Source organism: Rhodovulum sp. ES.010 (assembly GCF_900142935.1).
GTDB lineage: Bacteria > Pseudomonadota > Alphaproteobacteria > Rhodobacterales > Rhodobacteraceae > Rhodovulum.
In genome coordinates this window covers 10,001-36,803 of the sequence record NZ_FSRS01000001.1, presented here as the reverse complement: position 1 = coordinate 36,803, position 26,803 = coordinate 10,001, and the positions used below count along the sequence as shown (strand labels likewise).

Below are 26,803 nucleotides of genomic sequence, written 5' to 3'. Positions count from 1 at the left end.
ATGGCGCGCACCCTGCCGTCATCTGCAAGGGAGGACCGACCGATGAGCATCGAGACAACGGCGCGCGACTTTTTCGAGGCCTGCGAGACGGGCGGAGGATGGGCGGCCTGCGAGGCGTTTTGCCACGAGGGCGCAGGCTTTTCCTGCCAGGCGGATGCGCTGGCGGACGTCACGACGCTGGAAGGCTATACCGAGTGGATGAAGGGCCTGCTGCGGCCGATCCCGGACGGGCATTACGACCTCACGGCCTTCGCCGCCGATGCGGCCCGCGGCACGGTCGTCGCGGCGGCGGTGTTTCACGGCACCCAGACCGGCCCCGGCGGGCCGGGCGAGCCGACCGGGCGCAGGGTCGCCTCGGACTACGTCTATGTCATGACCTTCGAGGGTGATCGCATCCGCCACATGACCAAGGTCTGGAACGACGCCCACGCGCTGCGCCAACTCGGCTGGGCGTGATGCGCTGGCGCATCCTGGCGCTGCTTTTCGCCGCCCGGGTCGGTCTGGGGCTCCAGTTCCAGACCCTCGGCTCGGTCGGCGGCGACCTGTCGGGCGCCTTCGGTCTCGACAATGCCGAGATCGGCCTGATGATTGGGCTGTTCATGGCGCCGGGCCTGTTTCTCGCGCTGCCGGCCGGGTTCTCCGGCCGGTTCGCGTCGGACCGCGTGCTTGCGGGCCTGGGGCTGTTCGCCCTTGCGCTGGGAGGCGCGGTATCGGCGACCGCGGCCGCCCCCGGCGGCATCGGGATGGGCCGGCTTCTGTCCGGCGCCGGGTTCCTGTTCGCCACGCTCTATTTCACCAAGATGGTCGCCGACTGGTTCGAGGGCCGCGAGATCGCCACCGCGATGAGCGTCCTTGTCATGAGCTGGCCCTTCGGCATCGCCATGGGGCAGGTCGGCCATGCCTGGCTCGCCGAGCTCTACGACTGGCGTGTGCCCTTTTGGGCGGCCTCGGCCTGGTGCGCGCTGGCCGCGCTTGCCGTCCTCGTCTTCTACCGGGCGCCGCACGACGTGGCCACGCGCGCCGGGGGCGGACCGTCCCGGCTGATGCCGCGGGAATGGGGCCTGATCCTCTGTGCCGGCCTCGCCTGGGGGGCGTTCAATGCAGGCTACGTCATCTATCTGAGCTTCGGGCCGATGATGCTGGCGGCGCAGGGCATGGGCACGCTCGCGGCGGCCGCGGTGATCAGCGCCGGCAGCTGGCTGATGATCCTGTCGGGGGCGGCCTGCGGACAGATCGTCGACCGGTTCGGCCGGCGCGAGACGGTGCTTGGCCTCTGCATGGCGGGCGCGGTGGCGGCGCTGCTGCTGCTGGGCCGGCCCGGGGCCGGGCTGACGGCAAGCCTGCTCTTCGGGCTGCTGGGCATGGCGCCTGCCGGCGTCATCATGGCCCTGGCCGGACAGGCCGTGGCGTCCGAACGCCGCGCCTTCGGGATGGGGATCTTCTTCACGATCTACTACGCGATCATGGCAGCGAGCCCGCCGGTGGCGGGTTGGCTTCTCGACCGCAGCGGGACACCGTCCGCGGCGATCCTGTTCGGCGCAACGCTCTTTGCCATCGTGTTGCCCGCGGCGATCCTGTTCCGGACGCTCGAGGCGAAGCCCCGCATCGTCCCTCTTCGGGCGAACCTCTGACGCGGTTTGACAGGACGATGCCCCGCGGTGCGGTGCGTGATGGAAGAGAAGACCGCACAATGGGCTCGTTCATCCCGCGTCGGCCCTTCCGCACCGATCGGTTGACTCGGGATCAGCCCTATTCGCTGTGGGCAGCGCGAATAGCCAACAATCACGTCGGACGGCGGCGTGCTAATGACCGCTTCGGTGAAGCTGCACTGCGGCGTCAGTGACTGAGGTGGAAGGCCGTTATGGGCCGAACGGGTCGTTCCTTCTGGCCAAGGTCCAAGAGACCATCCGACCTTTAGAAAGCCGGAACCCTCTCTGCATGGCCATCGTAGAACGTCCAGGCCCGCAAATCACCTCAGGCCTTGTCGCCGCTCCTGGTCTCGAACCATTCCGAAAGAATCCTGCGGATCATCTCGGGGCGGGTCGGTATGTCTGCCTCGGCCCTTCGCACCTCATCGATTCCCTCGAGGAGCTCGACGGGCAGGCGCAACGTGAGCGCGACGGTATCTTTCTTGGGCGGCGCCATAGCTTTTTGCCTTTTTAATGTTGACATCATAATGCTGTGGGCCATAAATGTCATACATCACGGACGGGAACAAGAGCTTGCACCTCTTCCTCCCGCCCTGACCACACCGATGACGAAGTGAAAGGACATCGACATGGCTGACACTGTGCTTAGCACCCCTGCGCCGGGGAATGAAGGCGGTGCCGTGTTCGCGGCGCATACGGCGATCTCGCAGCGGTTCACCGAGTTGCTGGCGCTGACCGAGGCGGCGGTGGCCGCGGAGCGCGACCTCGACGGGGTCGAGCCCTGGGATCCCGCGGTGGCCCATTGGCCCGAGGCGGCCGAGCGCGCCTGGCAGGCTGCCGGGGCGGCGGCCGACGCCGTGCTGGCGATGCATCCCGCCCGGGACGAGGATCGCCCGCTGCAGCAGATGGCCCTGATGTTCCGGCTGGCCCTCGGGCTTGAGGCGCCCCGCGCCGGCGCCCAGCTGATCGAGCAGGTCCAGATGCAGCTGCCCGTCTTCAAGTGCCCCGGCACCAATCCGGTAGCCGGCATGGTGAACCGCACCCTGGGCCGCGCGGCCCATGTGCTGGCCGCCGTCCACGCGGTGCTGGAGCCTGACGCAACCGGCGACGGCCCCGGCGACCTGCCCCCGGCGGGCGCTGTTATGGCCGCCTGACACTCCCCTTTCCACAACTGACCTGACCATCCGAACCCGGGCCTCTCCTGCCCGGGTGAGCCGATCGGTCTGTCTCGCGGTTTTACGGGATCGGTCCCTGTCCGGACAAGACCTGTGCCCCCACCGGGCGCGCCCCGCGCGCCTGACCCCTGCCCCCTGTTCAGAAGGATCCTGCCATGTGCAAGACGCCCACCGCCCCCGCCTTCCAGCCCGTTTCGCTTGACGGCCGCACCCTCCATGTCCCCCGCCGCTCGGGCCATGTCCCGGCCGAGACCTGGGCCGTCCCCTATAACGGCCCCATTCCGGATCACTGGCAGAAGATCGCCCGTGCCAAGGGCTTCCACATCCTCGCCCGCGTGCGCGACCGCTATCACCTGGCATTGGAATGCCGGGTCTGCGGCGCGGTGACCGCGCAAAAGATCTTCACCCTGCGCACCGCCCAACCCGCCTGCGCGGGCTGTGCCGAGAACGGCCGCCGGACCACCGCGCAGGAGGCCGGCCTGGTCTATCTCGGCCGCGATCCCGAAGATCGCCATTATGGGCGCTATCGCATTCCGGAATGTGGCCACGAGGTGCGCCGGCAGTTCGAGATCATCGAGCGGGCCGCCGCCGGCGAGACGGCGATCCGCTGCGAGACCTGCCTGCAGGCCCGCGAAGAGGACGAAGCCCGGCGCCAGGGCTGGACCCGCCTCGGTCCCGACCCGCTGGGCAATCCCAGTTATCGGCTCTACCGGCACGATGCCTGCGGCCACGAGCAACGCGTTGCCGTGGCCAACATGTACTGGGGCCAGTGCGATTGCGCCATCTGCGGCGAGAGCTGGACCGCCAAGGCCTCTACCATCTATCTCGCCCGCATCGCCCTGCCTCGGACCGGCCGGACGGTGCTCAAGCTGGGCTACAGCGCCCATCCCGAGAAGCGCTTCCGCCACCAGCTGGGCCTGCCGGAAGACGCGCAAGTCACCTTCCTGCGCCTGCTGGCGATGCCCACCGGCCATGCGGCCTGCGCCGCCGAGAAGCGCGCCCATGCCGAGCTGGGCCGCCGCTTTCCCCAGGCGGTGATCCCGCCCAAGCTTTATGCCGGGCAGATCAACGTGGTGACCGAGATCTACGCGCCCTGGCTGTTGTCCGAGATCGAGCGCGTGCTGAACCGGATCGCCCGCGACATCGCCGCGCCCGACGGTGCCCGCCCGGGCTGAGCGGCGTGTGCCCGGGCCGGCCCCTTTTGTCCGGCCCGAGCTGCACCGCCCTGCCCTCCAGCACGCCCCCCGTTTTTTCCGCTTTTCGTCTGTTCTCGGACCAGGAGGCTGTCCCATGCCCGATCCGTCCTCCTCCCTGCCCGGCCTGGCCGCGGCCCGCGCCCGCGTCGCCCGCGAGATCCGCGCCGCAGCGCGGGGCACCAAGGCCGATGCGCCGCCCAAGAGCGACGATCTCATGGCCCAGTCCGAAGCGAAGATCCCGGACACCCGGACCGTTCCGGATCCGCCCACACGCGATCCCGGCGACCGGCGGCGGGTGGTCTCGCCGCTTGCCGGAACGCTGTCGATGATGCTGCGCATTGCCCGGGCCCTAGAGGGCGCCCCCCTGGGCATGTCCGGAACGCTGGTCCTGCTCACCGTCCCCGCCGACCTGCTGGGCCTGGCGCACACGGCCTGCGCGGCGTTGAAGGCCGGGGGCAGCGTCGGAGCCGAGATCGTCGGGCTGCGTCGCTCCGGCGACTTACGCTCCGACATCGCGCGCAGCCGGGCGGAATTCCGGGAAAGCATCACCACCGCCCTGCGCGCAGGCCACGCCGTGCTGGCCATCGCCCCGGATGCAAGCTCCCTCGGCGAGGCGTTGCGCCCTCTGCTGACGGCCACGCAGGCCCTGCCGCCCCTGGACCGGGAGATGCTGGCCGCCCTGCTGCCCCTGACCCATCGCGGGGCAGGCCGGCCCGATCGACTGCTCGGTGCCGACCTCCTGCGGCACCTCACGCCCCTGCATCTCGACATCGCCTTCGCCGGCCCGACCCCGGAGGCGGTGCTGGACCGGCTGGGCCGGATTGCCGCCAAAGGGGCGACCGCGGCGCCCCGGACGACCCTGGCCGATGTGAAGGGCCTGCCCGCTCTTGTGACCGAACTGGAGGGGCTCGTCCGGGACGTGGCCGCCTGGCGCGCCGGGGCGCTGGACTGGGGCCGTGTGCCATCCAGTTTCCTGCTCTACGGCCCCCCGGGCACCGGAAAGACCATGGTCGCCGCCGCCCTGGCCGGTTCGCTCGAGGTGCCGCTCACCGCCACCAGCTTCTCCGAATGCCAGAAGGAGGGGCATATGGGCGACATGCTGGCCGCGCTGAACGGCCATGTCGAGGCCGCCATCGCCGCGGCGCCCGCGGTCTTCTTCCTCGATGAGATGGACAGCTTCCACAGCCGCGGCGGACGCGATCGCAACGAGCGCTACATGGCCTCGGTGGTCAACGGGTTGCTGGAACAGCTCTCCCGGCTCGACGCGGCCGCGGGCGTCGTCGTGATCGGCGCCACCAACCATCCCGACCGGATCGACCCGGCGGTGGTCCGCTCGGGCCGGTTCGACCGCAAGATCCCCATCGGATTGCCGGACAAGGACGGCATTGCCGCGATCCTCGCCACGCATCTGCCCGATCTGCCCCCCGAGCAGCTCGCCGCCGAGGCCCGCGACCTGGTCGGGCTGACCGGCGCCGATCTCGTGGCCTTGGCCCGCCAGGCCGCGGCAATGGCCCGCGGCGCGGAACGGGCGGTCCGCCTGGCCGACCTGCGCGCCGCCGCGGCCCGGCTGCGCCCGCCGGCCCCGAAGGGCGTTCTGCGCCGCATCGCCCTGCACGAGGCCGGGCACCTGCTGGTGACCCATTTCCTGGACCTGCCGGCCGCGCAGTCGGTGCAGGTCTCGCCCCGGGGCGGGGCCGTGCTTGCGCCCGAGCCGGTCTGCCATACCCGCGCCAGCGCCGAGGACATGCTGGCCCTCCACCTCGCCGGCCGCGCGGCCGAGCAGTTGGTGCTGGGCACGCCCTCCAGCGGGGCCGGGGACGGGCCGGACAGCGACCTGGCCCAGGCCACGCGGTTGGCCGCCCGGATCGAGCTGCAATGGGGCATGGGCCGCATGGGGCCCGCCTGGCAGCCCCTGCCGCGCGATCTGGAGAACCTCCGCTTCGACCCCGCCCTGCGGGCGCGGCTCAACCGCCATCTCCGGGCGGCCGAGGCCCGGGCCACCGCCCTGCTGGACGCCCATATCGCCGACCTCCTGCGCATCGCCGAGGTACTCGAGCAGGAACGGGAAGTCGTCGGCGCGGCGCTCAAGGCCTTGTTGCCGGGGCGACAGTCGTCTCGGGACAGCGACAATGTGCCGGTAGGGGCGGAGGAGACGGGGCCATCCCTTTCGTGGAGACCCTCGGGCCGGTCCGCATAAGGCCGCCCGGCCGCGCAATATGGGCGCGTCCGGGAATTGGCTCGCGCGCGGTAGTGACATTGCTGGAAAGAAACAAGGGATCAACACCCTGAATAGGCTGCACAATCCACAGTTTTATTTTTGCCTCTCGCCCTTTGCATTGCGTTCGAAACATCCTTTTTAGCCTGCATGCCGGAGCGCGGATCACGCGCCCCAAAAAGAAGATCGGCGTCCTTGGCTTTCCGCGGAGGATGCGCAGGCAGAAGAGAAAGACGATGTGGAATTTCATTTCGAAGGTTGGGCAGTTTTCCCGCAAAGGCCGTTTTCTCGCGCAGGCACACCATGGGGAGGCGGGCAATGGCTAAGCATATCGAAGTTGCGGGTCGGAATGAGGACCGGCATCCTGCACTCGTTGGAATGGCCCGGCTGCTCGCACAGCAAGCCGCTCGGGAGGCCTGTGACGACCTGCTGACGGAGAACGAGACCCCGATCCCGCACATGCATGAAGGACCTTCAGAGCATGATGAAGACTGACGTCATCGGAACTGTTCCTCGCATGCGCGCGGCGATCTACGCGCGCTATTCGACAGACTTGCAATCGCCGGCCTCGATTGCCGACCAGGTCCGGACCTGCCGTCGGCTCTGCGAGGAGCGGGGATGGGAGGTGGTCGAGGTTTTCGACGATATGGCAATCAGCGGGGCCACGCGCCTGCGCCCGCAATTCCAACAGATGCAGGAAGCGGCACGGAAAGGGCAATTCGATGTACTGGTGGCGGAGGCGCTGGACCGGCTGAGCCGGGACCAGGAACATATCGCGGGCCTGCACAAGCGGATGCGCTTCAACGGGGTCGCCATCTTCACGAAGGCGGAAGGCGAGATTTCCGAGCTGCACATCGGGCTGGGCGGAACAATGTCCGCGCTGTTCCTGCGCCAGCTTGCGCAGAAGACCCACCGAGGCTTGGAGGGCAGGGTGAAAGCGGGCAAATCGGCGGGCGGGATCAGCTACGGATATCGCCTGAACCGGCAGCCGCTGCCCGACGGGAGCTTCACGACCGGGGACCGCGTGGTCGATGAGACGGAGGCCGAGATCGTTCGGCGGATTTTCAGGGAATATGACCAGGGCAAGAGCGCACGGACCATTGCGGTCGGGTTGAACAGGGACGGGATCGCCCCGCCCCGCGCAGGAGGCAAGGGGTCGGGCGCCTGGTCCTTCTCGACGATTTCCGGGAACTGGAAGCGCGGAACAGGTATCCTGAATAACGAGCTTTATGTCGGCAAGCTGGTCTGGAACCGCCAGAATTTCATCAAGGATCCCGAGACCGGCAAGCGGCAGGCACGATTGAACCCACCGGAAGCTTGGATCATCGAGGAGGTGCCGCATCTTCGGATCATCGATGACGCCCTCTGGGACAGGGTCAAGGAGCGACAGAGCGCCATCCGCAAGACGATGAAGACCTCGAACCAGCCGCGGAATGCTTTCGGCGCGGCGCGACGGCCAACCTACCTCTTTTCCGGATTGCTGAAGTGCGGAGACTGCGGGGCCGCATATACGCTGATGAACGGAAAGAAGTATGGCTGTTCGGGGGCCCGGAACAGGGGAACCTGCGCAAACCGGGCGCTGATTTCCCGGACAGCGGTAGAACGGCGGGTGCTGGAAGGGCTCAAGCATGAGTTGATGCATCCAGACCTGGTCCGAGAGTTTGTCGAGGCATTCCGGAAAGAGATGCGGCGGGAGCGACGTGCGACGCAGGCGACCCGCGAAGCGCAAAAACGGCGTCACGGGCAGGTCTTGACCGAGATCGATGCGATCGTGAGCGCCATCACCCAAGGCATGTTCCACCCGAGCATGAAGGCGAAGATGGACGCGCTGGAGGCGGAACGTGCGGAGCTTGAAGAGAAGCTGGCAGCGCTGCCGGAGACCGAGCCTGTTACGCTGCATCCCCGCTTGTCGGATATTTATTCCCGGAAGGTCATGGACCTGACCAAGGCTCTGAACGACCCTGAGGCGCGGGCGGAGGCAGCGGATCTGCTGCGTGGTCTTGTTTCTGAGATCCGGCTGATCCCGGATCCGGACGCGGAAGACGGTCACGCGATCGAGCTTTTCGGGGATCTTGGGTCTATTCTTGCGTTTTCGCGGGACGGGAATGCCAAACCCCGCCGTTTTACGGGCGGGGTGTCGGATTCGTTGGTTGCGGGGGTAGGATTTGAACCTACGACCTTCAGGTTATGAGGCCGGCTCGGGCCAATCCCCCCACCTTCGCCAACCTGCGCCCGCCTACCCTATCTTGTTGAACCTATTGCTTTTTCATTGACGGCGGCTGCGCTCGCTTTCTACGCCTTACCCCGTGATTTCCGCTCGGAATCTTCCACCAGGCTTCCACGGAAGCGCCGGAGAGAGGGGACAAGAATGCCGAAACTGACCAAGCGCAGCGTGGATGCCCTGGCGCCGGAGGCGCGCGATTACTTCGTCTGGGACAGCGAGGTGAAGGGCTTTGGTGTGCGGGTGATGCGCACCGGCGTGAAGACCTATCAGCTCCAATACAAGAAGGGCGGCCGTACGCGGCGCACCTCGCTCGGCCGGCATGGCAGCATCACCGCGGACATGGCCAGAGCGCGGGCCAAGGAACTCCTGGGCGATCTGTGCCGCGGCAGCGATCCAATCGAGGAAATCGCGCAGCACCGCCGCGCCCCGACCGTCGCCGCGCTCTGTGATCGGTTCTTCGAAACCCACGTGGCGGAACGCTGCAAGGTCTCGACGCAGAAAGAGTACCGGCGCTGCATCGACCTGTTCATCAAGCCGGCCATCGGCACGTTCAAGGTGGTGGACGTGGCGCGCAGCGACGTGGCCGAACTCCATCACCGGCTGCGGCATGTGCCGTACCAGGCCAACCGGGTGCTCGGCGTGATTTCCAAGATGTTCAACCTGGCGGAAGTCTGGGGCCTGCGCCCGGACGGCTCGAACCCGTGCCGCCACGTGCCGAAATACCGGGAGAAGAAGCGCGAGCGGTATCTGACGCAAGCCGAGCTGCAACGACTCGGCACGGTGCTGAGCGAGGTGCTGCGGGAGGGCTCGGAAACCCCGCACATGGTCGGCGCCTTCCGCCTGCTCATTCTGACTGGTTGCCGCCTCGGGGAAATCCAGACACTGAAATGGGAGTATGTCACGGCCCAGGGCTTGGAGCTGCCCGACACCAAAACCGGCGCGCGGCGCATCCCCCTGCCCCAGGCCGCGCGGGACGTTCTGCATTCCATCCCGCACGTGCCCGGCAACCCTTACGTGATCGCCGGCAAGGTGCCCGGCCAATACGCGACCGATTTCCAGCATCCCTGGCGCCGCATCCGGGCGCGGGCCGGCTTGCCGGACGTGCGCATTCACGATCTGCGCCACACCTATGCATCAAATGCCGTGTCGTCCGGCATGCCGATCCAGATGGTCGGCAAGCTCCTGGGGCATACACAGCTTCAGACGACGATGCGCTATGCGCACCTGGCCGACGACGCGGTGCGGCGCGCGGCCGAAGAAAACGCGTCCCGGCTGAGTTCGGTGCTCGGAGACGCCGGCAATGCCATGCCCGCCTTGCGTGTGGTGAAATAGAGACGCCCGCAGCGCATCGCGATTGGGCAAAAATGGCGCCGAGGGCATCTTTTCGACGGCGTCGCCAAACGGGATGCCCTGGCGCAGGTTTTGGCCGCTACATGCGGCACCCTTTGCTTTCCATCGACGCATGGATCGCTTCGAGTTCACCGCGCGCCTGCGAAAGCGCCTGGCTTTCGCTATCGTTGCCATCCATGGCAAAAACGGCAGGCCAGAACAGAATCCAGGTAACGGCTTCCATGTTCTTGTCGTGCTTGTATGACTTTTCAACGGCCGCTTCCAAAGCCGGCGTCCGTTTTCTTATGAGAGCAGCCTCGGTCCTCAGTTGCGAGCAGGACATTCCGCGGTACTCACTTGTTGAAATCGCTGCCGGGGGAACCTCGCTCGCTTTCTTCGCGTCGCTGCATGCCCCCAGAACCAAAACCAACGCACACACTCCAACAAAAATACGCATACTTTCCCTCTGGTTATATGACGTAGACCACTCTGGTATGCGATCCGGTCAACTCGGTCCACGAGAAGGAAAGCGCCATATTGGCGCAGGTGGACGTGCCGAGTTCGCCTTGTCTAGACGCACCTGGCCGACGACGCGGTGCGGCGCGCGGCCGAAGAAAACGCGTCCCGGCTGAGTTCGGTGGCTCGGAGACGCTGGCAATGGCCGACCGGCCTTGCGAGTGGTGACGTGAAATGATCCGGCCAGCTAGGACGACCATGCCGATTGTGCCCCCTGACTTCTATGCTCCCACCTACACGCCCGAAGATGTCGCAAGGCTCTGCCGCATCGGCGGGCTGAGCGCGGCCGATCCGGCGCGCTTCCGCCAAGACCTTGAGGATTGCGCCGCGATCTATCGTTGGGAGACCGCGCGGCATCAACGCACCGCCCGCAAGGCGGATTCGGAACGGGAACTCGCGAAGGCTGCGAAACTCGCCCGAAACCTCGCCGCCGCGCTTGAGACCCTGCCGCCGAAAGCCAGGGAGGCGTTGGTAACGGAAATCGAAACCGGTCTTCCGGGCGCCCTCACCGGTTCGGAAACGGCGTTCGAAATCTCTTTGGACGGCTTTGAAACGGAAGCCCTATCCGTTGCGCTGGACTTGCCGGCCGTTGAACGGATCATCGGCGGGCTTGCCTCCGCTTTGGAAGATGCGCCGGCGCACCTGGGCAACGGGAAACGCGGCGCCCAACGGGATTGGGGCCTGCGCATCTGGATGCGGAACATCCACGATCTGTGGTGCAGCGTGACGGACCAGCCTTTCACGCGCGACGTCACGGATGACGGGCAAGCCATCACGCCGGCCTCGCAGTTCTGCGTGGCAGCTTTCGAACAGATCAACCCGGACTGCCCCGCCTCGCGCGTCATCCGCGAGCAGAAAGCGTCGATCAGCACGTCAAGGAAAATCGCTGGACGAATTATCGCCAGTTCCGACACCTAATTCGTCCAGCGATTGGGCTCGCGTGGCGCAGCTCGGCGCACCTATGGTCGTCCCATAGCACGAGGCAAGCAAAGGACGATCAACATGCAGCACCAGGCATTTTCCACCGACCAGGCGGCGCCCGCTCCCGACTACTGGAACGGATTCATCACCGAGACCGAGGCGGCGGATTACCTCTGCCAGAGCGTGCGCACCTTGCAGAAATGGCGCGTGTCGGGCGCGGGGCCGGCCTTCTACAAGGCGGGCCGGTCGGTCCGCTACCGCCGCGCCGATCTGCGCGATTGGGCGGAAGCGCGGCGGCGGCAGCACACTTCGCAGAACTGAGTTTTGCCCGCGCGGGGTTGGCAGCACCGCGCGGGATTTTGGGGCCGGATGGCTCTGATGGGGCGCGGGGTGGCGTCACCTCGCGCCCCTGTCATGCCCAGGTAAAGCACTACAGAAGGGACAGAAGTTATGACCAATCAACCAGCTTACAAGTTCAAGATCGGGCTGATCACCGCGACGATCTGGGACAATGACGGCTTCCACTCCGTCGATTTCTCGCGCGGCTACAAGACGGCGGAAGGCGACTGGCGGTCGAGCAGTTCCTTCGCCCATAACGACCTGCTGAACGTCGCCAAATGCGCTGAACGCGCCGAGAAATGGATCGCCAGGCAAAAGGCGATGGACCACGAATAACCGGCGCCGGGCAGACCTGCCCGGCCCCAAAACCAAAGCTGCCCCGCCGGAGGCACCTTTGAGGGCGCGCCAGCGCCCACCCTTCCCAGAAAACCAACCCACCCAGAGCGGCGCCGCCGCCAGAGGGGGGTGATTGTAGCACCCCCCTCTAGAAATACAGAAAGGAGCGTAATCCCCATGCAGATCGTTCACCGCGGTTTCGACACCATCGCGCTTTCCATCCAGGCCAACATCCCGCCCGAGCTGTTCGACTATCTCGACGGTGAACGCGAGAAGGCGGAAGAGGCCCGCGCGCCGGTCCCGGTCAGCTATGGCGGCGTCGAGTTCGATCTGCTTCACCACGGCGGCAACGGCTATCGCTTCATTCTCAAGGGCGGGCCGCTGGACATGACATGGTTCTTCAAGAAGCCGAACGCGCGCGACCCCTGGGGCATCCGGCTTTCGGTGGGCTCCACCCTGCTGGCCACCCAAGGGCTCGGCTATGCCCGCGCGCAGATCGACAAGACCTTGGACCGGCTCGGCATCCGCCATGGCGCGCACCAGGTCAGCATCGGCCGGGCGGATTTCTGCGTCGATATCCTGGCGCCCGAGTTCGAGCTGGTGCCCGAGAACTTCGTGATCCACAGCCACGCGAACCGCGCGGACCAGCTCATCGCCTCGGAGGACGTGCGCAGCAACGGCAAGTCCGGGCGTTTCACGTCGGTCACGGTCGGCAAGATGCCCGGCCGCCAGATCATCCTCTACGACAAGCGGCGCGAGGTGATCGACCGCCGCAAGACGATCTGGTGGGATATCTGGAACGCCAACCTGGCCCGCGACGGCCTGCCCCCGCTGAACCCCGAGGACCGCACGCAAAGCCAGGTCTGGCGGATCGAGGTGCGCGCCGGCAAGGACCACCTCAAGGACCGCTGGCAAATCCGGCAATGGGCGGAGTTCGACGCGCTCTTTGGCGATGTGGTCGCGCGGACCCTGGCCCAGGTCCGGTACAGCCAGCCCGACCCCACCGACAGCAACCGCGCGCGCTGGCCGAACCATCCGATCTGGGACATGGCAGCGGCCGAATGCGAGGGCGACCTGACAGAGATGCGCAGCCACGTTGACCCCGACAGCGTGCGGTACGTTCACCGCGCCGAACATATCCGGCTGATCATGGCCCAGCTCACCGGCAACGCCACCACTCTGGCCGCGCTGGAAGGCGTGCCGGAGCCCGAGCTATCGGACCACATGGAACGCCTGGGCGCGCGCCTGGCCGACGCCATCCGCGCCGATCCAGAACGCGCGGCGAACAAGCTGACCGAGGCGAAGGCGCGGTATCGGTTCACAGAATAGGCAGCGCTTAGACTATCTAAGCGGTCCGCGGCCTTTGCTGCTCGCCGCGTTAGGTGCAGCGCTTTCTCGGCCGTGCGGCGATCAGTCGCGAACGTTTTGCCTGCGGTGCAACGTACCTTTCCGGCAACGGAAGCAACGGTGAATGATTTGGACTTGCACTGCGGCAAAAGACCCCTTCCATTGGGTAGAAGGAATAGGAAGTCAGTCAGCGTATGCGCCCTGGAGGATTGACATCACCGCTTGGCCGAGCATGAGCACCGCGAACAGACGGTAGGATCAGATGGAAGAACTTTTTCGCACTCTTCGTCACCGAATGAATTGGACGAACGCAAAGAAAATTCTACAAGCCAACGGCGTCTCCACCAGTTACGGCTGGGATTCAACGCTTAAGAAAATTGAAGCTTCAGAAAAAAAAGTCGATTGCGGCAGATTGGAAGATGCTTTGGTTGAGCATCTGCTTTGCGGCGAGAAGTTTACGAAACTTTATGCGGTCGATCCGGCACTTCGCAGCGCGATCCAAAACAAGTTGTTGAGTGCCGAAATCTCCGATGCCCCTGCCACCACGAGCTACCCCTACTTAATGCCCGAAGATGAATTGGCTAAAGGCACTGGCGATATGTCTATCGTTAAGTTCGAGAGAAATGAAGATGGCGTGGGGATCATGCTCTCTTCGGTACTTTGGATAAAAACACGGGAAGAAATTCCCTTTCAGGAATTTGATGATCCCTCGGGAATGAAAGCTCGATACGAAGAGGTTGTTGGATTGAAGCGGCAGCCTGTTCAAATGTTTCACGTAATCTGGATGCCTCACGAGCGCGACTTTCTGGAGATACGCGTGGATTTTCCCCGCGGGGTGCCAGAGGCCGACGTGCATGGGTTGCACTCTGTCCTCAAGAGGACCGTCAATAGCTGGAGAATCGTGCCACTCGACAAGGGTGTGAACCTCTTCCCAGCTGTACGTCCATTCTACGAAGACGCAAAGGAAGGTACAGTTACGCAGATGACCTTCCAGACCACAACGGGTGGCATTAAGGACGAGAAGATGCCCCGCCGGCGAGCCAACGCTGATCAGCGGACGGAAGCCTACCATGTAGCCGGTAAAGACGCGGTGGAAGCAATCGCGATCTATCGAATCACTGTGGAGTGGGCTTTCCACGAGGATAACGTGACTTATACGCCATCCTTGAGCCTATCGGCATCTGGGCCGGCAGGTAACGGTGGGGGTGGAACTCCAGTGATTACCGGCGCGCAGATCAAAAACTGTGTGCGGGCGACTGATTACGAGTTTGTAATCGACCGCCTCGGAAAAAAGGCTAAGCTGGAAGCCGGCAGCGTGTCATAGTACCAACATGAGTATCGGGGAGTTCAGAGACCGCTTAGCCGCTTCAAAGCTTTCCCCAGACATGCGATCCGTATGTCTGGCGGTTACGGATGTCCTTTCTGGTGTCAGGGAAGGCGACGGCGCACACTTGGGGTTTTCTTTCTTCTATGAGCGCCTTGATAATGAAAAGCACCGAAAGTTATTGCTACCGGCTTTGAGCATCTTGGCCACGAGTGAGTGCCCGATACTCGAAATTCACGGTTACCTGGAAGATGCCGAAGAGGGACAGCTGCACCTATCTACAGAAGAGTTTCGCGACTTGATGGAAACTGGCGTTCTGGCTCACCCGATATCTGGCGAGATCGTAGAGGAGCCGATGGCCCATGTCCGCATCTTCTATTCCCTGAAGGCCGTTTAGTAGATGGCTGCTGAAGACATGCGTTTGTCAGAGTATTTGGGCTTTTTCGGAGATAGCCCTGGAGGGCGCGCGCTGCGTTGGCAACTCGCCAGAACACACGGGGAGCGTCTGAAAATTCTCGAAGAGGCTTTGTCGTTTTGTTTCTCGCGACTGGTCGATAATCGCGGATTGGCGAAGGACAGAGGTGAGGACGAGCTTACGATGCACATCGCCGATATGCTGGTGTCTGGAGGCATCTCCGCCATTCACGATCGGCACGTGAATGGCCACTGCGATCTGATCGTCGAGCACAACAGCTTCATGTGGTTGGGCGAAGCAAAGGTTCACAAAGACTACCGCTGGCTTGAGGACGGCTACCACCAGCTTTCTCACCGGTACGGGACTGCCATGCTTGGGCGGGATCACGGTGAACTGATAATCTATCATCGGAAAGGCGATTCAAAGGCCGTTCTTGAAGAATGGAGAAATCGCCTTGTGGATCGTCATTCCGATGTGACAATCACGGAAGATATTGATGGCTCAAGGCTGAGTTTTCGAACGAGCCACAAATGCCCGAATTCTGGTTGTGATTTTTTCGTTCGTCATAGCATCGTTCCCTTGATGCACGCGCCGATCAAGTAGCGATGGCCGTTCGTAACGAAGCAGGGAGCGTTATTTTCCAGCGCTGTAGCCACAGGTAAAGTCGGAATCTGCGAAGCGACATAGCAGGTTCAGCGCTGTCCGATTTGCATGAGGAATCAGGGACAGGCTTGCATTATCGCAGCAGGGGCCACGCAGGCCTATTGGTGCTTGCCCTTCCATCGACTTGGCGTCCATGTCCCACCTATCCACGGGCGTTTCGGCAGGCGGATCGCTCGGTGCCGCCTAATGGCGTGTTGCGCGCCCGCCACACCCCTTGTTCCCGTTCGCGGTCTTCCACGCGGCTTCCACGCCTGGCGGGGCAACGACGAGAGGCCCGCGGCTTGCGGGTCTAAGGCGTTGGTTTAATGGTGATTTTTTGGTTGCGGGGGTAGGATTTGAACCTACGACCTTCAGGTTATGAGTCTAAGGGCCTGTAGTTTGCTCAAATTCGCCGCAGGCATTTCTATCTTTCTTTATCAATATGTTATGCAAATATCCGGCTTGCGCGCCATGCCGCCAGATTGCCCAAATTTGCTCCAGAGTGTAGCACCAGCGTAGCACCGCTGTAGCACTGGATCACGGGAGGCAGCATGGCCAGCCACCGCCTGAACTTCACCAAGGCCGCCTTGTCGAAGGCGCCGCCCGCCGCCAAGGGCAGCCGGGATTACTACTATGACGAGCGGGAACAGGGCCTGGTCCTGGCCGTCTCGCCTGGCGGCAGCAAGAGCTTTTATCTTTACAAGCGCGTGGAGGGGCGGCCCGAGCGGCTTCTCCTAGGGCGCTTCCCCGATATCAGCATCGAGAACGCCCGGAAGCTCGCGCAGAAGGCCAAGGGCGAGATTGCGAGCGGCAAGAACCCGCAGAAGGAACGGCGCGCCATCCGCGACGAGATGACGTTCGGCGCGCTCTTCGAAGAATATTTGGAAAAATACTCGAAAGTTCACAAACGCTCTTGGAAATACGATGAGCGTGAAGTTACGAAGTTCCTTTCCCACTGGTCCAAACGCAAGATATCGAAGATTACAAAATCCGATGTGGAGCGTTTGCACGCCCGCGTCGGGAAGGAAAACGGCATTTACCAGGCCAACCGCCTGCTTGAGCGGGTCCGGTCGATCTTCAACAAGGCGATTGATTGGGGCTGGGACGGCACGAACCCGGCCGCGGGCATCAAGAAGTTCAAGGAACAGAGCCGCGACCGCTTCCTGCAGCCCGACGAGTTGCCGCGCTTCTTCGAAGCCCTGGCGAACGAACCGAACGAGGCGGCGCGCGATTTCTTCCTGATTTCCCTGCTGACCGGCGCGCGGAAGTCCAACACGCTCGCGATGCGCTGGCAGGATATCAACTTCAGCACGGCGACCTGGCGGATCGGCGAGACGAAGAACGGCGACGCGCAGATCGTCCACCTGCCCGGCCAGGCGCTGGACATCCTGAAGGCACGCAAGCTCGCCGCTGACGGCCCGTGGGTGTTTCCGGGCGGCGGTGCATCGGGCCACCTGGCCGACCCCAAGAAGGCCTGGGCGCGCATCCTGAAGGAAGCCGGGATTGCGGACCTACGCATTCACGATCTGCGCCGCACCCTGGGCAGCTACCAGGCCGCGACCGGCGCCAATGGCTACATCATCGGCAAGTCCCTGGGCCATCGCAGCCAGCAATCGACCGCGATCTATGCCCGGCTGAACCTGGACCCGGTGCGCGACTCCGTGAACAAGGCGACCGACGCGATGTTCGCCTATGCGCGTCCCACGCAGGAAACGAGGGACGACCTTGACCATTGAAGCCCTGTATCCGCGCCTCGCGATCAACATGGACGAGGAATCGGAGCCTCAGTACCAGGAACTGATCAGCGATGAGTTGCTGAGCGAGGTCATGGCGCATGGCGACATGAGCGACGACCTGGAAACGCAGGCCTCGTTGCGGCAAGGGCTGGTCGTCGCGAGCGATGCCTATGTGACTGCCGCCCTGGAACGGGCGACACAGCGCAGCGAAAAAGAAGACAACGAGGCGCTGGATCGCGTCACGGAAGCCGCGCAACGGCTCTACGATGCCCTCCTGCATCTGCAGGATTACCCGGGACTGGAAGCGCGCGTAGAGAAGGCCGTGAGGCGCAACCCGCATCTTCACGAGGTACGAAACGGCGTCACGCTCGCGGACATGTTGGGCACACGCCGAAATATCTTCGCGAGTTTCCGCGAAGTCCTGGTGGACCTGCAAATCTGCGTTGAAAACACGATCAACCGGAAGCCGAAGCCGATGCTGCTGGAACCTGATATGGAAGGCGAGGCCCCGCTCCGGCTGGATTCAGAGGACGAACTCGAAGCGGGCATGCAGCGTTGGCGGGAACGGTCGAAGGCGCGAAAGCTCCCGAAAGACCATGCGCTTCTGGCTTTCCTTGTCAGCTTCCGGCCGACATGGCTGGCGCTCTCGGGGCATCCCTTCACCGAAGGCATGTACTATCCCGAAACGGGCCGCACCGTTTCTCGCCTGGTCGATGCCGTGGACGCGGTGATGCAGCGCCTTGATCCGGCCGTCAGGCGGTCCGCCATCGTGAACGCGGTGCGGAAGGTCAGAGCCAGCGACGCAAGAGGGCCGTCATCGTAAATCCGGGGCGCGGTTTCCGCCCCGGAATCTCCGATCAGGTTTGATGGAGCGCGGCCCGCGATGCTGGCAGCCTTTCCTTGTCGCTAACAATTGACGAGGAAACACGAAATGAGCCTGACACCGAAAACCCTTCTCACGCCCCAGGACGTGGCCGACCGGCTGGGCGTGTCCACGACCACGCTCAGCACCTGGCGCTGCACCAAGCGCTACCCGCTGCCTTATGTGAAAGTCGGCCGCCTGGTGCGCTATCGCCTGGCCGATGTGGAGGCCTTCGAAGTGGCCCGGCTGCAGGAGGTTGCGGCCAATGACAACTGACACCCTGCCCGCCCGCCATATCTATTTCGTGGCCGTCAACGCGGCGTGCCTTGCGAACCTGCCCCGGCTCCTGGCCGCCTGGCTGCCCGATGGCCGCCGCGTCGGCCAGGAATGGGTGGCGCGCAATCCGACGCGCGCCGACCGCCGCCCCGGATCGTTCAAGATCAACCTGGCCACCGGCCGCTGGGCCGACTTCGCGACCGGCGACAGCGGCGGCGATCCCGTCAGCCTCTACGCCTACCTGAACGGCCTCAGCCAGGGACAGGCCGCCCGCGAACTCACCGAGGCATGGGGGATGAAATGACGGCGACCGAACTTCACGCACTGCGCCATCCCAAGGCGGGCCAGCCGGACGCGCAGTATGTCTATCACGATGCCAGCGGCGCCGCGATCCTGGTGGCCAACCGCTTCGACCGGCCGGACGGCAGCAAGTTCTTTCTGCCTTACGACCCGGTGCGGCAGGAGTGGAAGGCGCCGGAGCGGCGGCCGCTCTACCGCCTGCCGGAGGTGACGGCCGCTGCCAATACGAACCGGCCGGTGATCGTGACCGAGGGCGAGAAATGCGCCGATGCGCTGGCCGCGCTGGGTTACGTCAGCACCACCACGTTCGGCGGCGCGAACGGCGCGGGCAAGGCGGACCTGGCGCCGCTGAAGGGGCGCGCGGTCATCCTCTGGCCCGACAAGGACGCGCCGGGCCGGAAATACGCCGAGGGCCTGGCCGTTACCTTACATAGGGAGTTCGGCACCCTGCCCCGGATCGTTCCCGTGGCGGACCTGGTCCTGCGGAACATCACCGGCGGCGCGCCCATCGCGGCGAACGATGGCGGGCCGAACGTCGCCTATCCCAAGGGCTGGGACGCGGCCGATGCTGTGGCCGCGGGCTGGGGCGTCAGGCAGATCAACACGCTCCTGGCCCTGGCGCGTCCTCTCGACGGCACCCGCGAACCGGCGCCAGACGACGACGCGCCCGCGCCGCTCTTCGATGGCATGGAACTTTGGCACACGCCCCGCGGCGAGCCGTTCATCTCGATCCGGCGCGGCGGCCATTGGGAAACCTTCGCGCTCGATGGCAGCACCTTCAAGCGGCTGCTGGCCCATGCCGAGTACCAGGCGAGCGGCAAGACCCCGAGCGCATCGAAGCTCGACGACCAGGTGCGCCAGATGATCGGCCAAGCGCTGTTCGAAGGCGAGCGGCGCGAGGCCTTCACGCGGATCGGCCGCCAGGGCGACGCCCTGGTGCTGGACCTGGGCGCGGCCGACTGGTCGGCCGTCGAAATCACGGCCAGCGGCTGGCGCGTGCGCCAAGCGAAGGAACCGCGTTTCAAGCGCGCGCCCAGCATGGCCGCGCTGCCCGTTCCCATCGCCGGGAGCGGCGATCTGGACGCCCTGCGGGCCTTCGTGAATGTCGGATCGGATCAAGACTTCCGGCTCATGGTGGGCTGGCTCCTGGGCTGCCTGCGGCCGAGCGGCCCCTACCCGCTGCTGATCCTGACCGGCGAACAGGGCAGCGCCAAGAGCACCACATCGAAGGTTCTGCGGGCCTTGGTCGATCCGTCCGAGCTGGAAACCCGGAGCTTTCCCGGCGACGAACGCGACCTGGTGATCGCGGCCCAGGGCGCGCATGTCCTGGTTTTCGACAACCTCTCGCGGATCAAGCCGAGCATGGCCGATGCGCTGTGCCGCCTGGCCACTGGGGGCGGCTTTGCTACGCGCAAGCTGCACAGCGACGCGGACGAGGTGCTGTTTGACGCCACCCGGCCCTGCATCCTGAACGGCATTCCCGACCTGGCGGAACGCGCGGACCTGGCCGACCGGGCGATTGCCCTCACGCTGCCCACGATCTCGGAAACCGGCCGCGTCTTCGAACAGGAGTTCTGGGAGCGCTTTGCAGAAGCCCAACCCCGCATCCTGGCAGCGCTGCTGGATGCCGCCGCCTGCGCGCTCGACAAGCTCGACGCGGTGACGCTCGCAGAGCGGCCCAGGATGGCCGACTTCGCCCGCTGGGTCACGGCCGCGGAACCGGCCCTTCGCTGGCCGCCCGGCGCATTCCTGGAGGCCTACCAGGCCAACCGCCGCGCGCTGGAAGAAACCGCGCTCGACGGCAACGCCCTGGCCAGCGCGATCCTGGCGCTCCTGGCCGATCACGGCCCCTGGCGGGGCACGGCAACAGACTGGATCGCCCACCTGCGGCGCTGCTACCCTGCCCTGACCGACGCAGCCGACGCCTTCCCGCGCAAGCCCGCCGCCTTCGGCGCCGAGCTTCGCCGCATCGCACCGCTTCTGCGCCGCCGCGGCATCCGGATCACCCACGACCGGGAAGGCAAGGACCGGCGGCGCGTCATCATCATGAACCAGGCGTGATCGCTGTCCGCCCTGTCCGCCTGCCGTCCGCCACCATATTCAACAGGGCTTCGCAGGCGGACAGCGGCGGACAGGGCGGACGGCAGAAAGGTGAATGCAGAAAGATGAGGCTTCGCGTGCAGACCCAAGCCCCTCGCGCTGAGACCAGTGAGGCGTAGCACGAGCCTTCACCGCCGAAGGAAGGGCGGATTCCGGACTTTCTCTGCATATGCATGGTGAATCAATGGGAACCGTGAAAACTGACGTTAATTCGCGTGCGCGACTATGATTGTATCGCGGCCGACGGAATCGTTCTTGTCACTTTTCAACGGCTCACTAGTAATCTGTATCGTGCTCCACTTCGAAGTGCTCGTCGTCGTAGTCGTCATCATAGTAAGACTTTACATCTTCGAGAGCGGATTCCACCTCGCTGGGGTCTTCGATATCCGCAAAAGCTGCTGGAATAGCGCCAGGGTCATAGAACTCAGTGTCATTATCGTAAAGCTCTCCAAAGAACGCCGGTCCATTCAGGTTCTTGGTTTTAAGTTTGAAGCCAAATAGCCTATCGGCCTCGTACGCAAGCAACCAGTTATCACCAACCATCGGCCGGTCTCCTATCCGTTCAAGCAGTTTTGCCTGCGGGTATTTGAACTTCTGAGGATTAGACTGATAGACATCGAGCGCAAGTGTCGCAGCAAGCGCACCGCAGCGATCTAAAACAAACTCATGAATGTTTAGTTCAATTGGAAGTTTCACCTCTTTCGCTAGCCATAGCGCCCAGCATACTTCGGAATCTTGCCCAGCTTTGGACTGCGTGGAGAGTGACTTGGACGCCACTCTTGCCCACAGTTCTCGGTCTATTCCGTGCGTGCGAGCCCGCCAACTAACAATCCTGGCAATGTAGTCCCAGCAATGCGGAAAGTTGATTGCAGCTCGCACGAGGAACGGCTCAACAAGTTGCCAGTAGTCCTCCCAAAGCTTTAAGTCATCCATCTTCCGCAATGAGTATTTTACGACACCATCATCGTTCTCTTCGTTGGCAATCCGAACAATCTCGTCCAAGAAGTAAACGAAATCATGCCCCGTGCTGCTTCCTGATGCTTTTGGATTCTGGCCACTGAATCCCTCAATTTCTCGCCTAATTCGGACCGGCCAAAATGGCTCCAAATCCAGATTTGTCGGGACAACGGTCGTCTTGCTGTCGTTAACATCCAATTGGAATTGCCGAATGGAATCGCGGATTCCGGTTAAGAGCTGGTTAGCTTCATCATGATCGTCCGCTCCAATAAAGATATCGTCTACGTGCCGAATGATGGTGCATTGGTCTCCATGAAATTCTCTGAATTTTGCATCGATCGCCTTCCCAATGATCTCCGAAGTGTATCTCGAAAAATCTGGCCCTACTGGGATGCCAACCGTTTGACCGTCCTGAGATTGGCGGACAATGTGATCTAGCCGATTTCCGAATACTTCGGCGGAATCCGGTTTTCGATCCTTCTTGGCATCCGCCTTACCATGCAGTGCCCATGGGATCGAATGAGTATAGATCGAATGAAAGTATCTCGAAACGTCTGTACGGACGATATATCTGGAAGTAGCAAGCTTCTGCCTTCTGATCCTGTGAAAATCGGAATGACTTGTAATCCTTGCAGGGCGCCCGCAATCATGAAACCTCGGAACAGACAACGAATCATCTGTTCTCTTGAAATGCTCGAATATCTCTGAACGGTACTCGGAGAAGAAAATAGCGGCGTCAATCATGAAGATCGGGTTAGGAAGCTCGAATACCCGCCGAGAGCCCCCTCGCTTAGACGCGTTAAATATCGCTGGCTCTGTGGGCTTTTTTGAAAGATAATCTTTTGATTTCAGATAAGGAATAGCGGCTTCATGAAAGTTTGTTATTTTGAATACTGGAGGCAGGTTTTCGGGGTAAAATCCGCTCTCAAGCATGCACTCCGCAAAGGTGTTCGCGTCGACACCGAAAATCTCGTCTTCGTCCATCTTGTGACCTGCTAGCTAACTGCCGCAACCTTACGTTGCGAACCCATGCTTCGCTAGGAAAAACACTGGGAGAGGAAGCCTGATATTGCCGGTATTGGGACTATTGTCGCACCGCAAAGTTTATTCCGCGCGGTAGACCTTCACCGGCAGGCTGATGCGGCAAGCGTGTCGACTGCCCGGTTCGGAGGAGCGGCACCGCAACATCGGTTAGAAGAACGAACGGCCGGTTTGGGCCGCTTGTGCCCTCACTTTGTCTACAGCGCTCCTGCTCTGCGTCGGTCGCGTTCTGCGCATCGCGGTTAGGCGGTCCAGGGCGTCGATCTGGAGCCTGGCGCCAAGCCATGGGTGTCACTGACCTGCCACGGGATTTTTCCTCCACCTGCGATTAGAGTCCGACCCAAGGAGGGGACGGACAATGAAGCGAACGAGATACAGCGAAGAGCAGATTATCGGCATCCTGGCCGAGCATGAGGCCGGGGCGAAGTGTGCCGATCTGTGCCGCAAGCACGGCATGTCGGAGGGGACGTTCTACAACTGGAAAGCCAAATACGGCGGCATGACGGTGTCAGAGGCCAAACGGCTGAAGGCGCTCGAGGACGAGAACGCCAAGTTGAAGAAGCTGCTGGCGGAGCAGATGCTGGATCTGGCCGCGATGCGCGAGCTGGTTTCAAAAAAGTGGTGACGCCCGTCGTGAAGCGCGAGGCGGTCGCGCATCTGAAGGCCCGGTTCGGGCTGTCGGAACGACGGGCGTGCCAGATTGCCGGCGCGGATCGGAAGACGATCCGCTACCGGTCGCAACGCGCACCCGACACGGAACTGCGCGGCCGATTGCGGGAGCTTGCCAACGAGCGTCGGCGGTTCGGCTACCGGCGGCTCTTCGTCCTGCTCCGGCGGGAGGGCGAGCCCTCGGGGATCAACCGTATCTACCGGCTTTACCGCGAGGAAGGGCTGACCGTCCGCAAGCGGCGCGCGCGGCGCAAGGCCATCGGCACCCGCGCCCCGATCCTGGTCGAGGCGCGCGCAAATGCCCGTTGGTCACTGGATTTCGTCCATGACCAGTTCGCGTGCGGGCGGCGGTTCCGGGTGCTGAACATCGTCGATGACGTCACGCGCGAATGCCTCGCCGCGATCCCGGACACGTCGATCTCCGGCCGGCGCGTCGCGCGGGAGCTGACGGCGCTGATCGAACGTCGCGGCAAGCCGGGAATGATCGTGTCGGACAACGGGACGGAACTGACCTCGAACGCGATCCTGAAGTGGTGCGCCGAGAACCGGATCGAATGGCACTACATCGCGCCGGGCAAGCCGATGCAGAATGGCTTTGTCGAGAGCTTCAACGGCCGGATGCGGGACGAGTTCTTGAACGAGACGCTGTTTCGTAACCTCGCCCATGCCCGCGACCTGATCGCCGCCTGGGTCGCCGACTACAACACCGAGCGCCCCCATTCGGCCTTGGGCTATCAGACCCCGGCTGACTACGCGCAGACCCTGACCACCGCAATCGCCCGACCCGCTGCGCGAGATGAGAGCTCCGCGCGTCGGGCGATTGCTCAACCCGCGCCATTTGGCGTAAACACCAACCGGGCTCCGGTCGCGGCTGGATGAAAGATCAGTGGCAGGTCATCACGAGTGCGCTATGGCTTCGCGTGCGCGGCCGGTCTTCGCGCGCCCATGCGTAGCACCATTGTAGCACCAACCTGAACGCAAGCGACCGCCGCCCTTTCGGGCGGCGCTTAAGTATCTGTTCTGTGGTGATTTTTTGGTTGCGGGGGTAGGATTTGAACCTACGACCTTCAGGTTATGAGCCTGACGAGCTACCGGGCTGCTCCACCCCGCGCCATTTTTTGCCTGAGTATCGGCGCCACACGCTGTTGCCATCGAAGAGAGTCACAAGGTTGGGTCTTTCTAGGTTTGGCGGCGACCTACTCTCCCACGTCTTGAGACGCAGTACCATCGGCGCTACGGCACTTAACGACCGGGTTCGGAATGGAGCCGGGTGTTTTGCTCGCGCTATGACCACCAAACCGAGGAAGACCCAACGCTGTCCAAGCTGCACACGTCCGTGCGCTTTCGACCAGCAAAGCTTGGCTTTTACTGGATCAAATCAAGCCTATCGGGCAATTAGTACCGGTCAACTGAACGCATTGCTGCGCTTACATCTCCGGCCTATCGACGTGGTGGTCTTCCACGGCCCTCAGGGATACCTTGTTTCGAGGGGGGCTTCCCGCTTAGATGCCTTCAGCGGTTATCCTGTCCGATCATAGCTACCCTGCACTGCGGCTGGCGCCACAACAGGTCCACCAGTGGATCGTTCACCCCGGTCCTCTCGTACTAGGGGCAACTCCTCTCAAGTATCCTACACCCACGGCAGATAGGGACCGAACTGTCTCACGACGTTCTAAACCCAGCTCACGTACCTCTTTAAACGGCGAACAGCCGTACCCTTGGGACCTGCTCCAGCCCCAGGATGAGATGAGCCGACATCGAGGTGCCAAACACTGCCGTCGATATGGACTCTTGGGCAGTATCAGCCTGTTATCCCCGGCGTACCTTTTATCCGTTGAGCGATGGCCCTTCCACTCGGGACCACCGGATCACTATGGCCGTCTTTCGACTCTGCTCGACTTGTCAGTCTCGCAGTCAGGCTGGCTTCTGCCATTGCACTCAACGAGCGATTTCCGACCGCTCTGAGCCAACCTTCGCGCGCCTCCGTTACGATTTGGGAGGCGACCGCCCCAGTCAAACTACCCGCCACGCAGGGTCCCGGATCCGGATGACGGATCGCGGTTAGACATCAAGCAGGCGAAGGGTGGTATCTCAAGGGTGGCTCCACCTCAACTGGCGTCGAGGTTTCAAAGCCTACCACCTATCCTGCACATCGCATGCCTGATGCCAGTGCGAAGCTGTAGTGAAGGTGCACGGGGTCTTTCCGTCTAACCGCGGGAAGCCTGCATCTTGACAGGCAATTCAATTTCGCTGAGTCGATGTTGGAGACAGCGGGGAAGTCGTTACGCCATTCGTGCAGGTCGGAACTTACCCGACAAGGAATTTCGCTACCTTAGGACCGTTATAGTTACGGCCGCCGTTTACCGGGGCTTCAATTCGGAGCTTGCACTCCTCCTTTTAACCTTCCGGCACCGGGCAGGCGTCAGACCCTATACGTCGTCTTGCGACTTCGCAGAGCCCTGTGTTTTTAGTAAACAGTCGCCACCCCCTGGTTTGTGCCCCCGGACCACATGGCCCGGGCCTCCTTCTCGCGAACTTACGGAGGTATTTTGCCGAGTTCCTTCAACATCGTTCTCTCAAGCGCCTTGGTATGCTCTACCAGTCCACCTGTGTCGGTTTAGGGTACGGTCTGGCGGAGGGCTATTTCCTGGAACTGTCTTGGATACGCCCCAATCCGATAAGGGACGCACGCCGCCACAATCCGTCACATCCTCCTGGCCCAGGAATATTAACCTGGTTCCCATCGACTACGCCTTTCGGCCTCGCCTTAGGGGCCGGCTTACCCTGCTCAGATTAGCTTTAAGCAGGAACCCTTGGACTTTCGGCGACAGGGTCTCTCACCCTGTTTGTCGCTACTCATGTCATCATTCTCGCTAGTGATCGCTCCACCGGCGGCTCACGCCCCGGCTTCACAGCCAAACCCGCTCCTCCAATCCGCCCGAGGACGGTAAGGAGGAATGGGTTTTATCACACTACGCTCCGCTACCACTGCTTGCGCAGTCCTAAGCTTCGGCTCGTGGCTTGAGCCCCGTTACATCTTCGCCGCAGGACAACTTGTTTAGACCAGTGAGCTGTTACGCTATCTTTAAAGGATGGCTGCTTCTAAGCCAACCTCCTGGTTGTTTTGGTCGTCCCACCTGCTTTCCCACTTAGCCACGAATTGGGGGCCTTAGCTGTAGGTCAGGGTTGTTTCCCTCTCCACGACGGACGTTAGCACCCGCCGTGTGTCTGCCA

At 63.1% G+C, this 26,803-nt stretch carries 23 protein-coding genes, 1 tRNA gene and 2 rRNA genes (1 of these 26 only partly in view); 20 read left to right on the top strand and 6 right to left on the bottom strand.

Annotation, left to right across the window (positions count from 1 at the left end):
- The first annotated feature begins 42 nt into the window (after positions 1-42).
- Both BUR28_RS00205 and BUR28_RS00200 read left to right on the top strand, forming a co-directional pair.
- A complete protein-coding gene (locus tag BUR28_RS00205) occupies positions 43-456 on the top strand; it encodes an ester cyclase (RefSeq protein WP_074218273.1) in 414 nt (137 codons plus the stop codon).
- Complete coding sequence (locus BUR28_RS00200; RefSeq protein WP_074218272.1) at positions 456-1,631, top strand: MFS transporter; 1,176 nt, start codon at positions 456-458, stop codon at positions 1,629-1,631. Before BUR28_RS00205 ends, BUR28_RS00200 begins: the two co-directional genes overlap by 1 nt.
- A 343-nt stretch (positions 1,632-1,974) precedes the next feature.
- Here BUR28_RS00200 and BUR28_RS18820 read toward each other — a convergent pair whose 3' ends face one another.
- A complete protein-coding gene (locus BUR28_RS18820; RefSeq protein WP_083626280.1) occupies positions 1,975-2,145 on the bottom strand; it encodes a ribbon-helix-helix protein, CopG family in 171 nt (56 codons plus the stop codon).
- Positions 2,146-2,278: 133 nt separating this feature from the next.
- On the opposite strand from BUR28_RS18820, the gene BUR28_RS00195 reads away from it, so the two are divergent.
- From BUR28_RS00195 to BUR28_RS00175, 5 genes are all read left to right on the top strand, one after another.
- Positions 2,279-2,803, top strand: coding sequence for a hypothetical protein (locus BUR28_RS00195; protein WP_139307450.1), 525 nt, complete (start codon positions 2,279-2,281; stop codon positions 2,801-2,803).
- A 176-nt stretch (positions 2,804-2,979) separates the two neighbouring features.
- On the top strand, positions 2,980-3,999 hold the full coding sequence (locus tag BUR28_RS00190; RefSeq protein ID WP_254813663.1) for a hypothetical protein: 1,020 nt from the start codon (positions 2,980-2,982) through the stop codon (positions 3,997-3,999).
- Positions 4,000-4,114: 115 nt separating this feature from the next.
- Positions 4,115-6,217, top strand: coding sequence for an AAA family ATPase (locus tag BUR28_RS00185; RefSeq protein WP_074218270.1), 2,103 nt, complete (start codon positions 4,115-4,117; stop codon positions 6,215-6,217).
- Between the two features lie 499 nt (positions 6,218-6,716).
- Positions 6,717-8,426, top strand: a complete 1,710-nt coding sequence (locus BUR28_RS00180; RefSeq protein ID WP_254813662.1) for a recombinase family protein — start codon at positions 6,717-6,719, stop codon at positions 8,424-8,426.
- A 177-nt stretch (positions 8,427-8,603) separates the two neighbouring features.
- Positions 8,604-9,791 carry a site-specific integrase gene (locus BUR28_RS00175; RefSeq protein ID WP_074218269.1) on the top strand — a complete coding sequence of 396 codons (1,188 nt, stop codon included), beginning with the start codon at positions 8,604-8,606 and terminating at the stop codon, positions 9,789-9,791.
- Positions 9,792-9,888: 97 nt separating this feature from the next.
- On the opposite strand, the gene BUR28_RS19160 is transcribed toward BUR28_RS00175, so the two are convergent.
- On the bottom strand, positions 9,889-10,245 hold the full coding sequence (locus tag BUR28_RS19160; protein ID WP_139307449.1) for a hypothetical protein: 357 nt from the start codon (positions 10,243-10,245) through the stop codon (positions 9,889-9,891).
- Positions 10,246-10,502: 257 nt separating this feature from the next.
- On the opposite strand from BUR28_RS19160, the gene BUR28_RS00165 reads away from it, so the two are divergent.
- From BUR28_RS00165 to BUR28_RS20495, 12 genes are all read left to right on the top strand, one after another.
- Positions 10,503-11,222: a hypothetical protein gene (locus BUR28_RS00165; RefSeq protein ID WP_074218267.1), complete on the top strand. Its 720-nt coding sequence runs from the start codon at positions 10,503-10,505 to the stop codon at positions 11,220-11,222.
- 84 nt (positions 11,223-11,306) lie between these two features.
- Complete coding sequence (locus BUR28_RS00160) at positions 11,307-11,546, top strand: helix-turn-helix domain-containing protein (RefSeq protein WP_083626277.1); 240 nt, start codon at positions 11,307-11,309, stop codon at positions 11,544-11,546.
- Between the two features lie 129 nt (positions 11,547-11,675).
- Complete coding sequence (locus tag BUR28_RS00155; protein ID WP_074218266.1) at positions 11,676-11,900, top strand: hypothetical protein; 225 nt, start codon at positions 11,676-11,678, stop codon at positions 11,898-11,900.
- Between the two features lie 177 nt (positions 11,901-12,077).
- On the top strand, positions 12,078-13,229 hold the full coding sequence (locus tag BUR28_RS00150) for a hypothetical protein (RefSeq protein ID WP_074218265.1): 1,152 nt from the start codon (positions 12,078-12,080) through the stop codon (positions 13,227-13,229).
- Positions 13,230-13,509: 280 nt separating this feature from the next.
- Complete coding sequence (locus BUR28_RS00145) at positions 13,510-14,571, top strand: hypothetical protein (RefSeq protein ID WP_139307448.1); 1,062 nt, start codon at positions 13,510-13,512, stop codon at positions 14,569-14,571.
- Positions 14,572-14,578: 7 nt separating this feature from the next.
- Positions 14,579-14,968, top strand: coding sequence for a hypothetical protein (locus tag BUR28_RS00140; RefSeq protein ID WP_139307447.1), 390 nt, complete (start codon positions 14,579-14,581; stop codon positions 14,966-14,968).
- 3 nt (positions 14,969-14,971) lie between these two features.
- Positions 14,972-15,589: a hypothetical protein gene (locus BUR28_RS00135; protein WP_074218262.1), complete on the top strand. Its 618-nt coding sequence runs from the start codon at positions 14,972-14,974 to the stop codon at positions 15,587-15,589.
- A gap of 590 nt (positions 15,590-16,179) precedes the next feature.
- The gene (locus BUR28_RS00125; protein WP_074218261.1) at positions 16,180-17,364 is read left to right on the top strand and encodes a tyrosine-type recombinase/integrase; all 1,185 of its coding nucleotides are present in this window, start codon (positions 16,180-16,182) and stop codon (positions 17,362-17,364) included.
- Positions 17,354-18,187 (top strand): hypothetical protein, encoded by an 834-nt coding sequence (locus tag BUR28_RS00120; protein ID WP_074218260.1) that lies wholly within the window; start codon positions 17,354-17,356, stop codon positions 18,185-18,187. Before BUR28_RS00125 ends, BUR28_RS00120 begins: the two co-directional genes overlap by 11 nt.
- Positions 18,188-18,295: 108 nt before the next feature.
- Positions 18,296-18,502, top strand: a complete 207-nt coding sequence (locus BUR28_RS00115; RefSeq protein WP_074218259.1) for a helix-turn-helix transcriptional regulator — start codon at positions 18,296-18,298, stop codon at positions 18,500-18,502.
- Complete coding sequence (locus BUR28_RS00110) at positions 18,492-18,806, top strand: hypothetical protein (RefSeq protein WP_074218258.1); 315 nt, start codon at positions 18,492-18,494, stop codon at positions 18,804-18,806. The genes BUR28_RS00115 and BUR28_RS00110 overlap by 11 nt, the downstream gene beginning before the upstream one ends.
- Entirely contained in the window at positions 18,803-20,863 is a 2,061-nt protein-coding gene (locus BUR28_RS20495) for a hypothetical protein (protein ID WP_074218257.1), read from the top strand. Before BUR28_RS00110 ends, BUR28_RS20495 begins: the two co-directional genes overlap by 4 nt.
- Before the next feature lie 315 nt (positions 20,864-21,178).
- Here BUR28_RS20495 and BUR28_RS00100 read toward each other — a convergent pair whose 3' ends face one another.
- Positions 21,179-22,843, bottom strand: coding sequence for an RNA-directed DNA polymerase (locus BUR28_RS00100; protein WP_083626274.1), 1,665 nt, complete (start codon positions 22,841-22,843; stop codon positions 21,179-21,181).
- A gap of 415 nt (positions 22,844-23,258) precedes the next feature.
- Between BUR28_RS00100 and BUR28_RS00090 the strand changes: the two genes are divergently transcribed.
- Positions 23,259-24,448, top strand: a protein-coding gene (locus BUR28_RS00090; RefSeq protein ID WP_139307446.1) for an IS3 family transposase whose coding sequence is annotated in 2 segments (ribosomal slippage) — positions 23,259-23,511 and positions 23,511-24,448 — 1,191 coding nt in all. Because the reading frame shifts where the segments join, the coding sequence is not laid out codon by codon here.
- Positions 24,449-24,603: 155 nt separating this feature from the next.
- Here the strand turns inward: BUR28_RS00090 and BUR28_RS00085 are convergent.
- The 3 genes from BUR28_RS00085 to BUR28_RS00075 form a co-directional block, all read right to left on the bottom strand.
- A tRNA-Met gene (locus BUR28_RS00085) sits at positions 24,604-24,680 on the bottom strand.
- A gap of 72 nt (positions 24,681-24,752) precedes the next feature.
- Positions 24,753-24,867, bottom strand: a 5S ribosomal RNA gene (gene rrf / locus BUR28_RS00080).
- 76 nt (positions 24,868-24,943) lie between these two features.
- A 23S ribosomal RNA gene (locus tag BUR28_RS00075) occupies positions 24,944-26,803 on the bottom strand (it continues 957 nt past the right edge of the window).